The 15213-nt window shown below is 43.6% G+C and carries 11 protein-coding genes; 3 read left to right on the forward strand and 8 right to left on the reverse strand.

What is annotated here, in order from left to right; genetic code table 11:
• The 8 genes from ACZ5ZC_RS12950 to ACZ5ZC_RS12985 all read right to left on the reverse strand — a co-directional run bounded on the left by ACZ5ZC_RS12950 (position 1) and on the right by ACZ5ZC_RS12985 (position 11409).
• Positions 1–1272, reverse strand: a complete 1272-nt coding sequence (locus ACZ5ZC_RS12950; RefSeq protein WP_005390656.1) for a YeaH/YhbH family protein — start codon at positions 1270–1272, stop codon at positions 1–3.
• Between the two features lie 47 nt (positions 1273–1319).
• Positions 1320–3254 carry a PrkA family serine protein kinase gene (locus tag ACZ5ZC_RS12955; protein WP_005390658.1) on the reverse strand — a complete coding sequence of 645 codons (1935 nt, stop codon included), beginning with the start codon at positions 3252–3254 and terminating at the stop codon, positions 1320–1322.
• A 486-nt stretch (positions 3255–3740) separates the two neighbouring features.
• A complete protein-coding gene (locus ACZ5ZC_RS12960; protein WP_005390659.1) occupies positions 3741–4241 on the reverse strand; it encodes a YfbU family protein in 501 nt (166 codons plus the stop codon).
• A gap of 136 nt (positions 4242–4377) precedes the next feature.
• Positions 4378–5043, reverse strand: a complete 666-nt coding sequence (locus tag ACZ5ZC_RS12965) for an energy-coupling factor ABC transporter permease (RefSeq protein ID WP_054867727.1) — start codon at positions 5041–5043, stop codon at positions 4378–4380.
• 154 nt (positions 5044–5197) lie between these two features.
• The gene (pflA, locus tag ACZ5ZC_RS12970) at positions 5198–5938 is read right to left on the reverse strand and encodes a pyruvate formate lyase 1-activating protein (protein ID WP_005390663.1); all 741 of its coding nucleotides are present in this window, start codon (positions 5936–5938) and stop codon (positions 5198–5200) included.
• A 211-nt stretch (positions 5939–6149) separates the two neighbouring features.
• A complete protein-coding gene (locus ACZ5ZC_RS12975) occupies positions 6150–7127 on the reverse strand; it encodes a lipid A deacylase LpxR family protein (protein WP_464931966.1) in 978 nt (325 codons plus the stop codon).
• Positions 7128–7279: 152 nt separating this feature from the next.
• Positions 7280–9556, reverse strand: a complete 2277-nt coding sequence (gene pflB, locus ACZ5ZC_RS12980; RefSeq protein WP_114322523.1) for a formate C-acetyltransferase — start codon at positions 9554–9556, stop codon at positions 7280–7282.
• A 305-nt stretch (positions 9557–9861) separates the two neighbouring features.
• A complete protein-coding gene (locus ACZ5ZC_RS12985) occupies positions 9862–11409 on the reverse strand; it encodes a DUF3360 family protein (RefSeq protein ID WP_005390668.1) in 1548 nt (515 codons plus the stop codon).
• A gap of 456 nt (positions 11410–11865) precedes the next feature.
• On the opposite strand from ACZ5ZC_RS12985, the gene ACZ5ZC_RS12990 reads away from it, so the two are divergent.
• The 3 genes from ACZ5ZC_RS12990 to ACZ5ZC_RS13000 all read left to right on the forward strand — a co-directional run bounded on the left by ACZ5ZC_RS12990 (position 11866) and on the right by ACZ5ZC_RS13000 (position 15194).
• Positions 11866–13329 carry a hypothetical protein gene (locus ACZ5ZC_RS12990; protein ID WP_054867728.1) on the forward strand — a complete coding sequence of 488 codons (1464 nt, stop codon included), beginning with the start codon at positions 11866–11868 and terminating at the stop codon, positions 13327–13329.
• Between the two features lie 241 nt (positions 13330–13570).
• Positions 13571–14341, forward strand: coding sequence for an ABC transporter ATP-binding protein (locus ACZ5ZC_RS12995; protein ID WP_005378438.1), 771 nt, complete (start codon positions 13571–13573; stop codon positions 14339–14341).
• A gap of 82 nt (positions 14342–14423) precedes the next feature.
• Positions 14424–15194 carry an ABC transporter substrate-binding protein gene (locus tag ACZ5ZC_RS13000; RefSeq protein WP_054867730.1) on the forward strand — a complete coding sequence of 257 codons (771 nt, stop codon included), beginning with the start codon at positions 14424–14426 and terminating at the stop codon, positions 15192–15194.
• Positions 15195–15213: the final 19 nt, after the last annotated feature.

Here is a 15213-nt window from a genome sequence, read left to right on the forward strand (position 1 = left end):
TTACGCCGTTTCTTTTTGGAATAGTTCACGGAAGACTGGGAAAATATCCTCCACAGAGCGAATGTTTTTCATTGCGAAGTTCGGAAATTCATCGGTGAGCTTTTCGTACTCATGCCATAGAGTTTGGTGCGAGCGTCGCGTAATTTCTATGTAGGAGTAGTACTGACAGTTTGGCAGTAGTTTGTTCACTAATAGATCGCGGCATCTTGGCGAGTCATCTGCCCAGTTATCACCATCGGATGCTTGCGCAGCATAAATGTTCCATTGTCCAATTGGATAGCGCTCTTTTACGATTTCGTCCATCAGTTTCAATGCGCTGGATACAATGGTGCCCCCGGTTTCTTGCGAGTAGAAGAACTCGTGCTCGTCCACTTCTTTCGCTTGGGTGTGGTGGCGAATAAAGACAACGTCTACATTCTCGTAAGTACGAGTTAAGAACAGGTATAACAGAACGTAAAAACGTTTTGCGATGTCTTTCGTTGCTTGATCCATCGAGCCCGATACGTCCATCAAACAAAACATCACAGCTTGACTAGATGGTACAGGGCGTTTTTCATAGTTTTTAAAGCGTAAGTCGAAGGTGTCAATAAATGGAACCCCCTCAATTTTCTTACGCAGCTCTTCAATTTCAGCCTTCAAGCGGTTCTCTTCAAACTGCTGAGCGGGTTCAATGTTTTTGATGCGAGCAAGTTCATCTTCTAGCTCTTTGAGAAGACGTTTCTTACCCGCGGTCATTGCCGTACGTCGTGCAAGAGATTGTTGCAGCGAACGTACTACCGCAATGTTTGAAGGGATACCAGCAGTTTGAAAGCCTGCGCGGTGCGTTTTCCATTCAGTAATTTTGGCAATTTGGTTTTTTTCTAGATTAGGCAGCTCGAGATCTTCGAACAAAATATCTAGGTACTCATCTTTTGATATTTGGAATACAAATTCGTCTTGGCCTTCTCCATCTGGACTGGCATTGCCTTCTCCCGAGCCACTACCTTGACCGCCACCTTTAGGACGCTCAATTTTATCACCAGTAATGAACTGGTCATTGCCGGGATGAACTCGTTCGCGAACACCACCTTTGCCTTGATGAAAGATCGGCTCATTGATGTCTTTGTGAGGGATAGAGACGTCTTCGCCCGTTTCCGTATTCGTAATCGAGCGTCGATTCACTGCGTCTGCTACCGACTCTTTTATTTGCTCTTTGTGGCGCTTCAAGAAGCGCTGTCGATTAACAGCGCTCTTGTTCTTGCCATTGAGCCTTCGGTCTATAAATTGCGCCATGAAATAGCCCTCTTCATGTTTCACAAGCGACCTAACTCAATACTGGGTTAGGATGACTTACGTACTCGTAGGTACCACTCAGAAAGTAGGCGAACCTGTTTCTCGGTATAGCCTTTTTCCATCATGCGAGCGACAAAGTCGTCATGCTTCTTCTGATCTTCAGAAGAGGTTTTCGCATTAAATGAGATAACCGGAAGTAGCTCTTCGGTATTGGAGAACATTTTCTTCTCGATTACTGTGCGCAGTTTTTCGTAGCTGGTCCAAACCGGGTTTTGACCATTGTTATTCGCTTTCGCACGAAGCACAAAGTTAACGATTTCGTTTCGGAAATCTTTCGGGTTAGAAATGCCAGCTGTTTTTTCGATCTTCTCTAGTTCAGCATTCAGTGAAGAGCGATCAAATAGCTGACCAGTTTCTGGATCTCGGTACTCTTGGTCTTGAATCCAGAAGTCTGCGTAGGTGACATAGCGGTCGAAGATGTTCTGACCGTATTCAGAGTAAGACTCGAGATAAGCGGTCTGAATCTCTTTACCAATAAATTCAACGTAGCGAGGCACTAGGTAGCCTTTCAAAAACTCGAGATATTTCTCTGCCGTTTCAGCAGGGAACTGTTCACGTTCAACCTGTTGTTCAATCACATAGAACAGGTGTACAGGGTTGGCTGCCACCTCGGTTTGGTCGAAGTTAAATACGCGCGACAAAATCTTAAAGGCGAAACGTGTAGAGAGACCATTCATGCCTTCATCGACACCCGCATAATCACGATACTCTTGATAGCTTTTCGCTTTCGGATCGGTGTCTTTTAGCGTTTCACCATCGTAGACGCGCATTTTTGAGAAAATGGATGAGTTTTCAGGTTCTTTCAGGCGTGAAAGAATACTGAATTGCGCTAGAGTTTCGAGCGTGCTTGGAGAGCAAGGGGCCTGAGACAGCTCACTGTTTTCAAGTAGTTTTTGGTAGATTTTCACTTCTTCGGATACGCGGAGACAGTAAGGTACTTTTACAATGTACACACGGTCGAGGAAGGCTTCGTTATTTTTGTTGTTACGGAAAGTCTGCCACTCAGATTCGTTCGAGTGAGCCAGAATCATACCGTCGAATGGAATCGCAGATAGACCTTCAGTACCGTTGAAGTTACCTTCTTGCGTTGCCGTCAATAGTGGGTGAAGTACTTTGATCGGCGCTTTGAACATCTCAACGAATTCCATTAAACCTTGGTTTGCTTTACACAGCGCACCGGAGTAGCTGTAGGCATCTGGGTCGTCTTGCGAATAATGTTCGAGTTTGCGGATATCGACTTTACCAACCAGTGATGAAATATCTTGGTTGTTTTCATCCCCAGGTTCTGTTTTAGCAATACCGATCTGATCGAGAATTGAAGGGCGAACTTTCACTACCTTAAATTTAGTGATATCGCCGCCAAATTCATGAAGGCGCTTAGCGGCCCATGGCGACATAATCGAGCGAAGATAACGTTGCTCGATGCCATATTCTTTTTTCAAAATATCGCCGTCTTCCGTGGCTTTGAAGAGACAGAATGGATGGTCATTCACTGGGCTACGTTCGCCATTAGCAGTAAGAACATAGATAGGCATCTGTTCCATCAAAGCCTTAAGTTTTTCAGCAAGTGAGGACTTACCACCGCCGACAGGACCGAGTAGGTAAAGGATCTGCTTACGTTCCTCTAAACCTTGCGCCGCGTGTTTTAGGTAAGACACAATTTGCTCTATGGCATCTTCCATACCATAAAAATCTTTAAAGGTTTCATAACGAGAGATAACACGATTCGAGAAGATGCGGCTCAATCTCGGGTCTTTTGCCGTATCGATTATCTCTGGTTCACCGATCGCCATCAGTAGGCGTTCTGCTGCATTAGCATAAGCGCTTTTGTCATCCTTACACAGGGCTAGAAACTCCTGTAACGACATCTCTTCATCTTTTGCAGCTTCATATCTTGATTGATAGTGGTCGAAAATACTCATGTCGCTTTCCCCTTTAATAGTCAGTCTACCGACGAACGTTGATTCAGGCTTTCCCACCTATTGTTATGCTCCTTGTTGTTTGAATATACGTCCTGTTATCACATTTGGTTCGTACAGAATGTAAGATTGGCGACACCAAAGACTTTGCTTTATGGACAGTTTTTTCATTACAACGGTGAGCGGTGGGTATGAATCTTTCAATCACAGCCTTTCTCTACTTAAGCCTAGTCGGGGATTTGCAATTTTGCTTAACAATTATGAATTTATTGCAAAAGTGACATTTGAATCACTCTTTCACTGAAGATGAATTTATGTCGTGAATAGGTGCAATAGAAATCAGATATTTGGCAAAGACAGAAGGGTCTCAGTGATTCATTGCTCTACATCGCACAAGGGAAGCGTAAGAAGGTGAAAAAGCAGCGGTAAGGTTGTGACAGGGCAAATAAAAAAGGAAAGCGAGTGCTTTCCTTTTCGTAGACGAATATTTTATGCGCTGAAGATTTGTGCAAGCTCGTTTTCGCATAAATGGTACTGACGAGGGCAGTTGCGCCAAGTTTGTAGCATACGACGGTATTTATCCAGCATTGGCATTTGGCTGTTAAAGTGATGGTCTGCTTTATCAAATTGAGGGTACAGACCTTCAGAATCAATAAGGAAGCGTACGTAATGGACTTGTTGGGCCTCCGAAGCAATATCAAACCCAAGAAACTGCAAGCGGCGCTGATCCACTTTGTTACGATCTTCGGTATCGAGCATGTTGTAAGATTCTTGCATCGCGTGATACATCTCCATAACGTCGATGATCTCACGACACTCCGCTTCTGACAGACAGCCGAAATCTTTATTCAACTCACGCATTTGTAGCTCATAGCCACGTTCAACGATCGTTTGTAAGCGTTTGTATTTGGCCGCATTACTTGGATCAAGTTGAGACATAAGGTTGTATTGGTTTGATAGAATCAAACGTTGAGCGTTTGACATTTCCATGATGACCTCACTAGATATCTAATACATTTTTAATGTGCTTAGGTTAACGCTTAAGACATGAGTGAAACATGATCTCAACACATATTTAATACTAAAAAATGGCAAGAACTGTCACTTTTGACCAGTTTAAAAACACTTATTTATGGTAATGATTGTATATGTAGTCTCGGTCTGAAAATACTCTTAGCCACTCTGGCTTGAATACGGTTAAAACCGCCAGTGACATACCATTTAATAGGCCCTCAGGGAAGGCAAGCAACGGTACAAAAATAAAGTAGTTATGTTGAATGGTTTCCCAATCGTAATGACCAACCGATAAATGGTAAAAGGAGTTAATCAGCAGATGCAGGCTTCCTGTTATCGCGCCGTTGAAAAAACCTGCAACGAAGATGAACACAAAAATGTTTCTTGGCAAGTAGTGATAACTCAAAAGAAAGACGAGGTAACTAATGAAGATAGGAAGCAGGGCAGACAATACTAAAGACGTGGGTAACTGCAACAACGACACATCATGTAGCAGGTGGTTGACCAGCATTGCGGGGATACTGATTAGAAAGGCCATACGCCAACCATACATCATCGTCAGCGTTGTTAGCGCGAGAAAATGAATCTGTAGTCCTTCTTTTACGCCTGCTTGAGCTGCCCATAGGATGCTGAAAAAAAAGAGTGTTGCAAAAACGAGGTGCTGAAATGCTTTTTCCTTTTCAAGCTTGGGCCAAACTACTTTTTTCCAATCTGGTAGACAGTAGGCGAGCACTATCCAAAGTATGACAACCAGAGAGCCCAAGTTAAACCAATCCATGTTACTTCCTTCCTATGCGATCATGACGCAATCATTTCTATTGTTCTTTTTATACCTAAATCAACTCATAGAGATTCATTGAAGGTACTTAGGTATAGTTAAAAAAATACCAGCAATATGCTGGTATTTTAAAGAGGTTAGTCTTGCTGTTCACTTAGTATTTTACGTTATCGTTGTACTGCGCAAGAATGGATTGAATCTCGTCCATAGTTTCTTTCGGTGGAGGGTTTACCCCTTCGAGTGGGTATTCTAAGCCCAATGCTTCCCATTTATGGGCACCCAATTTGTGATAAGGAAGTAACTCGACCTTTTCGATGTTATCCATATCTTTAATAAACTCACCAAGCATGTGTGCTGCTTCAGGGTCATCTGTGTAACCAGGCACGACTACATAGCGAATCCAAGTTTTCTTTCCGATTTTTTGCAAGTAACGAGCAAAGTCCAATGTACGTCGGTTCGATACGCCGATGAGATCTTGGTGCACTTCATCTTTCATGTGCTTGATATCAAGCATTACTAAGTCTGTTGCATCCAGTACTTCATCAATAACATCAGTGTGTTTACGAACATAACCGTTCGTATCTAGACACGTATGAATACCTTCTGCTTTAGCTGCGCGGAAAAAGTCCCGTACAAATTCAGGTTGAAGCATCGCTTCGCCGCCAGAACAAGTAACGCCACCACCTGATGCATTCATGAAGTGGCGGTAACTTTTCGCTTCGGAAATGATCTCTTCAACCGTAACTTCTTTGCCATCATGCGTATCCCATGTATCGCGATTGTGGCAATACTTACAGCGCATCAAACAACCTTGCAAGAAGACGATAAAACGAATACCAGGTCCGTCTACGGTACCACATGACTCAAATGAGTGAATACGACCAGTTGTTGACATCTTTTGCTCTCATTACTAGTAAATTCTAGCTGTTATTTTATTACAAAAAGCAGGGTTAAAACAGCTTTGTCGGTACTAAAGGCAAGGTTATGTGAAGAAAGAAAATAGATAGACCAATCTAAATAAATGCTTGATCACAGGGTTGGTTAATACCAAACGAGAGAACTTGCCTTGTATTTAGATTGGTGTGGATACAGGGATAAGTCAGCTTTTAAAAAAAGGCGAACACAGAGAAGGAGCCTGTCCCATAAACATCAGTTTGGGATTCTTCATAATCTGGCGTTTTTATCGTAAAGGTTAGGCTTGCACCGTAATTTTGGTTATACCAAGTTGCACCCGCTACGGCGCTTGCTTGCCAATTTTGCAGTGTGACGTCGTATGGCGCGGATGGCTCAGGAATACCAGGGCGATCGCCTTCGATGGTCATGTCATTGAAACGGTAACGACCTTCAAACCCCGTAAATAAGAACCAGCTTGAAGTATCCTGTGCGAGCATACTCGCTGAGAACGGGCTCTCAACACTAATATTGGCGGCTCCGATGTTGCTTGCTAGGTTTGTACCCCAACGAAACATGACGCCTTGAGAGACATCACTACGGAAGTTACCCGCATTGATGTCGTTAATGTTGGTGATTTCCCATTGCGTTTTTTGTTCTTCGCTGCGCATCAATTTATTAAATACGCGGTAGCCAAGGCTAAACGCTACTTTATCGTCGATCTGGTAATCCCAACCTTGTGGGTCAGTCGAGCCTGTTATGCCGTGAACGATTTCTTGCGCTTTTTCTGAAAGCGAACTTTCACCTGTTGCACCGATGGTGAAGTTGTAGCGGACGGCCTTATCATCAGTCAAAGAAAGATAGTTGATCTCAGTATGTAGATAACCCGCATATGGGCGATCATTGACCAGTGGATAATCCGCTTCAATGTCGCTCGGAGTCCACATTTTGTGGCCAAGAACCAACTCTATTTTATCGATATTGGCGTGTTCTGAGTCAGCCAGACTCAGCCATTTCCATTGGCTTTCTTGTTTCAGTTGGCCTGTTGCGTAGGAAAGAAAAATACCATTTGTGTAGTCTTGGTCGACGCCGAAAATACCATCATTGTCGAGTGTAAAAGAGACCGTAGACTTAGTGGATGCCATCGCAACTGGAGAAAGAAGAGTAAGAACAATTAATTTACTGAGTTTCATATACTTTATTTACTAACTTTTTTCGCATCATACGTAAGAATGTGGGCAAAATCTTTCGTAATATCACAACTTTCATTCAAGCAATAAAAAAAGGCTGATGCTTAGAAGCATCAGCCTTTGTTGTATCACTAAAACGTTATTTCATTAAAGTCTTATAGAGACTCTGTGAATGTACGTGCGATTACGTCAGCTTGTTGCTCTGCAGTTAGAGAGTTAAAGCGAACAGCGTAACCAGATACACGGATTGTTAGCTGAGGGTATTTCTCTGGGTGCTTAACGGCGTCTTCTAGAGTTTCGCGGTTAAGAACGTTCACGTTTAGGTGTTGACCACCTTCGATACCCGCTTCGTGGTGGAAGTAACCATCCATCAGGCCAGCTAGGTTAGCGCGTTGTGAACCCTCATCTTTACCTAGTGCATTAGGTACGATAGAGAATGTGTAAGAGATACCATCTTGTGCGTCAGCAAACGGCAGTTTTGCAACTGAAGTTAGTGATGCTACGGCACCTTTCTCATCGCGACCGTGCATTGGGTTAGCACCTGGAGCAAATGGAGCACCAGCACGACGACCGTCAGGTGTGTTACCAGTTTTCTTACCGTAAACCACGTTTGAAGTGATAGTAAGAATTGACTGAGTAGGGATTGCATCACGGTAAGTCTTAAGCTTACGGATTTTGCCCATAAATACAGAAACAAGTTCACATGCGATATCATCAACGCGTGGGTCGTTGTTACCAAATTTAGGGTAATCACCTTCGATTTCGAAGTCGATTGCTAGACCGTCTTCGTCACGGATTGGCTTAACTTTTGCGTATTTGATTGCAGACAGAGAGTCAGCCGCAACAGATAGACCAGCAATACCACAAGCCATAGTACGTTTAACGTCACGGTCATGTAGAGCCATTAGTGCCGCTTCGTAGCTGTACTTGTCGTGCATGAAGTGGATAGCGTTTAGTGCAGTCACGTACTGCTTCGCTAGCCAATCCATGAAGTGGTCCATTTTCTCCCACAACTCATCGTAGTTCAGTACATCGCCTTCGATCTTCGGCATTTGTGGACCAACTTGGATTTTTAGCTTCTCATCCACACCACCGTTGATGGTGTAAAGCATAGTTTTCGCAAGGTTAGCACGAGCACCAAAGAACTGCATTTGCTTACCAACAACCATTGGAGATACACAACATGCGATTGCGTAGTCGTCAGAGTTCATGTCTGGACGCATTAGGTCGTCGTTTTCGTACTGGATTGAAGAAGTATCGATAGACACTTTCGCACAGAACTTCTTGAAGCCATCAGGTAGTTGCTCAGACCAAAGAACAGTGATGTTTGGCTCTGGAGAAGGACCCATTGTGTATAGTGAGTTTAGGAAACGGAAGTTTGTACGAGTAACTAGCGTACGACCGTCAAGACCCATACCACCCATAGACTCAGTTGCCCAGATAGGGTCGCCAGAGAATAGATCATCGTACTCAGGAGTACGTAGGAAACGAACCATACGTAGTTTCATTACGAAGTGGTCGATCATTTCCTGAGCTTGTTCTTCTGTGATGCGGCCAGCAGCGATATCGCGCTCGATGAAGATGTCTAGGAACGTAGACGTACGGCCTAGAGACATTGCCGCGCCGTTTTGAGATTTAACAGCAGCTAGGTAACCGAAGTAAGTCCACTGGATAGCTTCTTGTGCAGTTTCAGCAGGACGAGAAATGTCACAACCGTATTTTGCAGCCATTTCTTTGATTTGACCTAGAGCACGGTGTTGCTCTGCGATCTCTTCACGAAGCTGCATTGTCATTTGTAGGTCTTCGCCGTTCTCGAAACGCTCTTGTAGAGAAGAGAACTGTGCGAATTTATCCTTCATTAGGAAATCAATACCGTATAGAGCAACACGACGGTAGTCACCGATGATACGACCACGACCGTATGCATCAGGAAGACCAGTCAATACGCCAGACTTACGACACGCCATGATTTGTGGAGTGTAGATGTCGAAAACGCCTTGGTTGTGAGTTTTACGGTATTCTGTGTAGATTTTCTTAACTTGTGGGTCAAGCTCGCGGTTGTAGGCTTTGCATGAACCTTCAACCATACGGATACCACCGTTAGGGATGATCGCACGTTTTAGAGGAGCGTCAGTTTGAAGACCTACGATAGTTTCTAGGTCTTTTTCGATGTAGCCTGCATCGTGAGCAGTGATGGTAGAGATAACTGAAGTATCAAAATCAACAGGAGCGTGAGTCGCGTTCTCTTGTTTGATGCCTTCCATTACCTTAGCCCAAAGCTTGTTAGTCGCTTCAGTACCTTCAGAAACTAGGAAAGATTCGTCGCCTTCGTACGGAGTGTAGTTCTTCTGAATGAAATCACGAACGTTTACTTCGTTTTGCCAGTCGCCTGCAGCAAAACCTTCCCAAGCTTTAGCAAATTGCTCTGCCATGACATACCTACCTTTTTAGTAGAAAAAAATACGTACTGCTTCGCCGTTGAGCCAGCTATCCCCAAGTTAAAGAGGGGAACAGTACACTCTTATGAATAACAATATTTATAGTCTTAAATTTAAATGTTCGAGTTACAAAACTATAAATATTGTCACTAGTTTTAACGTTTCTCTTTTTAAGCAACAGTTAGAGGTTAAACTAAAATTTTTTTGCAAACCTTAAACTAAATCAATAAATCCTCAAAAATCTCGATAAAAATGGGGTAGCGACTAGCGCTACCCACACATTTTCTGAACTGTCAGCTTTACAGCCAAGCTTGGATGCCATATTGGCCTTCAAGCATACCAACTGCAAGCATAGCAACTAAACAGATAATAAGTACGCTTACTGGGATCACAATCTTGTCTACAAACGACAAGCGAGACGCGCGCTCTTTATCACCAATTAAGCCGTTGTTATCTAAAAGCATAGTTAGTGCCCAAGCTAGAACAGGGTTAACGACTGCTGAACCAAAGATACAGATGCCTGCTGCTTGTGAATCTTTTGAGTCTTTCACCATCTGCATGCCTGCTTCAAGTAGTGGTAGAGAGACACCAACGAGAAGAGCAACGCGCATAACTGGTGGCCATACAGCAACATCCATAGGGAAACCAAGGATTGCAACAATAATACATAGAGAACCTAGTAAGATTGCACCGCCAGGAATAGGGCGCTTCGCGATTGCTGCTGGGATCATGTAAGTCCCCCAAGATGATGTGATGTTACCACCACCGACAGCGGTACCGACCATTTGGCGCACAGAACACATTGTCATTGTGTCATCAACGTCCATCAGTACTTTTTCACTCTTACGTGGGTAGTTCATTTCTTGGAAGATGCGGTGACCCAAGAAGTCAGGAGACCACATTGCTACAGCAAGAATTGCGAATGGTAGAGAAGCAATGAAGTGTTCCATATTAGGAAGACCAAGCATCCAACCTTCTTCTGTTGAACCCCACCAGTAGATTGGGTTTAGGTTTGGAAGACCCGTCTCGGTTACGAATTTAATATCGAAGCCTGCGCCAAGAACAAGTGCGATTGCAAGGCCAGTGAAGGCACAAACAGGGATTGCTAGCCAGCGTTTGTTCACTTTAGCAAGGAACGCGTATAGGCCAATAGTAACCGCAAGAACGATTAGACCGATGTAACCCATGCTACCTGCGGCAACTGTGTCGGATTGCAAACCAACAGCCCAAGCTTGAATGGAATTAATTTGGCTCATCGTTCCGGTTAAACCCAAGAAGATGAGAAGGCCACCAGCCGTACCTTCAGAGGTGAGGTTAACCAGTTTTGAACCACCTTTTAACAGGCTCAGAATTAAACCAAACACACCAATGAGAATTGCCAATGCAAGAGGGTGAGCACCAGCAAGCGCGATGGTACCAATAAGAGGGATCATTGGGCCGTGGTTACCTGCTAGGTTGGCTTTAGGGTTAATAAAGCCAGAAGCAAGTACACAGAAAAGAAGTGCAGGGATGAGCATCTCTACACGGGCAACTTCGATGGCGAAATCTTTGCCCAGGTTAACATGGTCCCATGCGGCAGTTAGGCCTTCAGCCCAAGACATCATTACCGCAGAGTACATCGCGATAATACCAATCGTACCGGCAAGTGCTGGAACAAGATCTTCAAGTTCAAAACGGAAGTCACGACCTGGCAAGTTTAAGCCGAAACGACGCGGCTTCATAATTTGTAGTTCGTGGTCTAGGTAGTCTGAACGGCTTGCGAACTCAGATGCTGGACGATGAAGCTCACGGTAGCTCTTGGTCTCGATATCTGAATCAGAGTGCGTTTTGTTAACTGCGTCTGACATAGATTCCTCATATATTTAAAAGTTATGAATTCTTCATTCAATTGTGTTAATCCGCATCCTGCGGCACGCTTATGCTAGCTATTATTAGATTTGTTACACGTCGACATTGTGCCTAAGCATAGCTAATAACTTATTGTGTTGAGGCACAAAAAAATCCTCATCTTTTGGCAGGAGTCTAGCAAGATAGCCATTTAGGGTGATTGATTTAGATCACTTTAAGAATGGTTGTGAAATAAAACTACAGAAAGTTTCTGGCATGCGAATGAGATGGTGAAATCTTGTGTAATTTCATTACACAAGTTGCATAAAATTAGAATTTGTTGCTCTTATCGTTCTGGGATGCAGGGTAAATATCAATATTCATGATGATTATATAAAGCTGGCTTTATTCTTGCTTTCTACAGGGCAAAGACGATTTTTTTGGCTAATCATTGCCGCTCAGTTTAGGAAAAAGACATGAAACAGCTTAAAGTACTGCCACTAGTGGCAATCATCTCAGGGTTAATGGTCGGTTGTGGCGGCGGTGGCGGTGGCGGCGGTGGTTCCACACCAAGAACTACATTCACTTTTACTTTTGCAGCTCCAAATGTCATTAGTGAAACAAATGCACAAAAAGACAGCTGTACTATTTACGACCGTAGAGTAGATGGCAATGGCATCGAGCAGGTATTGACCTATCAACCAGCCGTAAGTGCACAGCTAACAGGAGGTAAGGTTGTCGGTTTCTATTCAGACAAGAATGGTGTCCGTCAAGGCGACTTTATCTACCCATCAGGCACTACTTTGAAATTTGTTCTAGAAGACATTCCTGAGGACGGCTATTTTACTTATCAGTTGCTTGATGCTTCTGGAACCGTATTTACGGCAAACAGCTTCAGTCGAGACTTTTTAAAGGACAATAACCTTAGAAACTCAACGTTCTCAATGAATCGAGAGGCGGTGTCTGCTTGTAATAAAAATGGCAACTTCCGTAAGGCTACCCGAACTGACCTTAAATATGAAGCAACGGAGGCTGGTGGCTTAGAGTACAACTTCATATCTCAAATTGCGAAAGAGTCTAAGCCTACCTATTCTATTGATTCTTTAGATGTAAGAGCAATTGGTTCGAAGATGGAGTCGACAGTCGTGCTGCAATATGCAGACGCAGCGAAAACAGAACTGCACCAGTATGGTATTCGCGATTGGTCGAGTGAATCACCATTGCCATTGGTTGGCATGAATGGTTCTTCTCCAATCTTGAACCCAACATCTTTCAAATATGACACTTTAGACATCAGTGTACTTGTTGGTGATTACAACTACGAAGTTGCAGAGCTACCTATGTCAACGACGAAGTTCTACCACCCGCTTGAGCCAAAAACGGAAACTTGGACTTACAGTGTTGCAGCTGAAAAACCTATCAATGGTTGGACGGTAGCGCTGAACCAAAAGATGTATCAGGACGCAAATTGGGATATCTCAATTGATCCAAGCGCTTACTACAACCTAAATGCTCTGCCTGCGTCGCATGTGGTGAGAGGTTCAACTATTGATACTGGTTTTGCTTTCACTGACCAAGATAAAGGCTTTAGCCGCCTTGCATATCGTGCAGAGTCTAACTCTGGAACACTACACCGAGTAACACACAAGATATTTACAACTTTAGAGAGTGATGTCGTTGTTCCGGAGTTGTTCTACTACACATTCGATGACAGTGTGAAACAAGATTTGAAAGTTTCTTCTACAAGTGATTACTCACAATCTATTGTCGTGGAGTCTGCTGAAGCAAACCTAAATAGCTATGACTTTGTTTCTCTTTTCTCTCATGGTGATGTGACCGATCTTAAAGTGGATCACGATGGTCTTGTGATCAGTGAAGTTGATTCTGAGAAGGTCAATACGAATGCTCAGAAATCTGATTTTATGGTATTGGTTAAGTAGCGTCTTAACACTTTTGTAAATTTATTAAGCCCCTTCTAAAGGGGCTTTTTTATATTTAATATTCAGCTTTTGAAGAATAAGTTGCTATATATTGCATATTAATTTGGCTATCGTATCTTTCTATTCGAATTATTTAGGTTAATAATTTGTTGCAAGTTTCAGGGTGTGGTGCTAATTTGTTCCGAATTAGAGAGGGCGGAGTCCCTTAATTGCAGTGACAAAAACACAGGGAGTAGAGCGCATGAATGATGTACCAGCGCTAGATATAAAAGACCTGCACAAAACATTTGGACAAAATGAAGTTCTCAAGGGAATTTCTCTTGCCGCGCACAAAGGAGATGTCATCTCCATCATTGGCTCTTCCGGTTCTGGTAAGAGTACCTTTCTTAGATGTATAAACTTGCTAGAAACGCCTACCGCAGGCGAAATTTGGGTGAATGGTGAATTAATCCAAATGAAGAACAACCGAGCAGGGGAATCCGTTCCTGCTAATGAAAAGCAAGTGCAACGTATTCGCTCACGTCTAGCGATGGTGTTCCAAGGTTTCAACTTATGGTCACACCTGACAGTACTAGAAAACGTGATTGAAGCCCCTGTTCATGTTCTAGGCGTACCAAAAGCCCAAGCGATTGAAAACGCAGAAGTCTTGCTTAAGAAAGTAGGCCTATATGAGCGTAAAGACTATTATCCTGGGCACTTATCTGGCGGTCAGCAGCAACGTGCCGCTATTGCCCGTGCGCTAGCAGTTGACCCTGAAGTGATGTTGTTTGACGAGCCAACCTCTGCGCTTGACCCAGAACTTGTTGGGGAAGTATTAGGGGTAATGAGAGATTTGGCAGATGAAGGACGAACCATGCTGGTGGTCACGCACGAGATGGCATTTGCGCGAGACGTATCAAACCATGTGATGTTCTTGCATCAAGGCTTAGTGGAAGAACAGGGAAATCCAGCTAAGCTATTTACAAACCCGGATTCAGAACGATTACAGCAGTTTATCTCATCCATTTACTAATATTTTTAGGCGGCAGACTATTGCCTCCTAAGCCAGCACAACAAACAAAACGAAATAAAATAGCAATCACAGGAGTATGGAAATGAAAAAGTGGTTATTAGCAGCAACGATCGCTGCAACGGCAGTATCTGGTGTCGCTCAAGCGAAAGAATGGAAAACAGTTCGCTTCGGCATTGAGGGTGCTTACCCTCCGTTTAGCTGGACAGAAACTGATGGTTCTCTGAAAGGCTTCGACGTAGACATGGCCAACGCGCTTTGTGAAGAAATGCAAGTGAAATGTAAGATTGTCGCGCAAGATTGGGATGGCATCATTCCTTCTCTATTAGCGCGTAAGTACGACGCAATCATCGCTGCGATGTCTATTACTGAAGAACGTAAGAAGAAAGTCGATTTCACTGGCAAATACGCACTGATTCCAAACAAATTTATTGCCAAGAAGGGTGCGAATCTGGATTTTGAAAACCTAGATGGCAAGAAAATCGCCGTTCAACGTGCAACAACACACGACAAATATCTGACAGATAACTATGGCGATAAAGTAGAAATTGTTCGTTACGGTTCTTTTGATGAGGCTTACCTAGATTTAGCCAATGGTCGTGTTGCCGCTGTATTGGGCGACGCCTCTGCTCTAGAAGAAGGTGTGCTTAATAAAGCGGGCGGCGACGCGTACGAGTTTGTTGGTCCGTCATTGACCGATCCTAAGTGGTTCGGTGAAGGTTTTGGTATTGCCGTGCGTAAACAAGATAAAGATCTAACGAAGAAATTGGACGCGGCGATAATTTCACTACGTGAGAAAGGTGTTTATCAAGAAATTGCTGGTAAATACTTTAACTACGATGTGTACGGTGAATAAACCGTAATTAAGCGACCGT

The organism is Vibrio sp. JCM 18905, assembly GCF_055393305.1.

Bases quoted from the DNA above. Each gene is read 5' to 3' on its own strand.
- pflB (WP_114322523.1), bottom strand. From the start codon at position 9,556: ATGGCAGAGCAATTTGCTAAAGCTTGGGAAGGTTTTGCTGCAGGCGAC.
- ACZ5ZC_RS12985 (WP_005390668.1), bottom strand. From the start codon at position 11,409: ATGTCAGACGCAGTTAACAAAACGCACTCTGATTCAGATATCGAGACC.
- ACZ5ZC_RS12950 (WP_005390656.1), bottom strand. From the start codon at position 1,272: ATGGCGCAATTTATAGACCGAAGGCTCAATGGCAAGAACAAGAGCGCT.
- ACZ5ZC_RS12990 (WP_054867728.1), top strand. From the start codon at position 11,866: ATGAAACAGCTTAAAGTACTGCCACTAGTGGCAATCATCTCAGGGTTA.
- ACZ5ZC_RS12995 (WP_005378438.1), top strand. From the start codon at position 13,571: ATGAATGATGTACCAGCGCTAGATATAAAAGACCTGCACAAAACATTT.
- pflA (WP_005390663.1), bottom strand. From the start codon at position 5,938: ATGTCAACAACTGGTCGTATTCACTCATTTGAGTCATGTGGTACCGTA.
- ACZ5ZC_RS13000 (WP_054867730.1), top strand. From the start codon at position 14,424: ATGAAAAAGTGGTTATTAGCAGCAACGATCGCTGCAACGGCAGTATCT.
- ACZ5ZC_RS12965 (WP_054867727.1), bottom strand. From the start codon at position 5,043: ATGGATTGGTTTAACTTGGGCTCTCTGGTTGTCATACTTTGGATAGTG.
- ACZ5ZC_RS12955 (WP_005390658.1), bottom strand. From the start codon at position 3,254: ATGAGTATTTTCGACCACTATCAATCAAGATATGAAGCTGCAAAAGAT.
- ACZ5ZC_RS12975 (WP_464931966.1), bottom strand. From the start codon at position 7,127: ATGAAACTCAGTAAATTAATTGTTCTTACTCTTCTTTCTCCAGTTGCG.
- ACZ5ZC_RS12960 (WP_005390659.1), bottom strand. From the start codon at position 4,241: ATGGAAATGTCAAACGCTCAACGTTTGATTCTATCAAACCAATACAAC.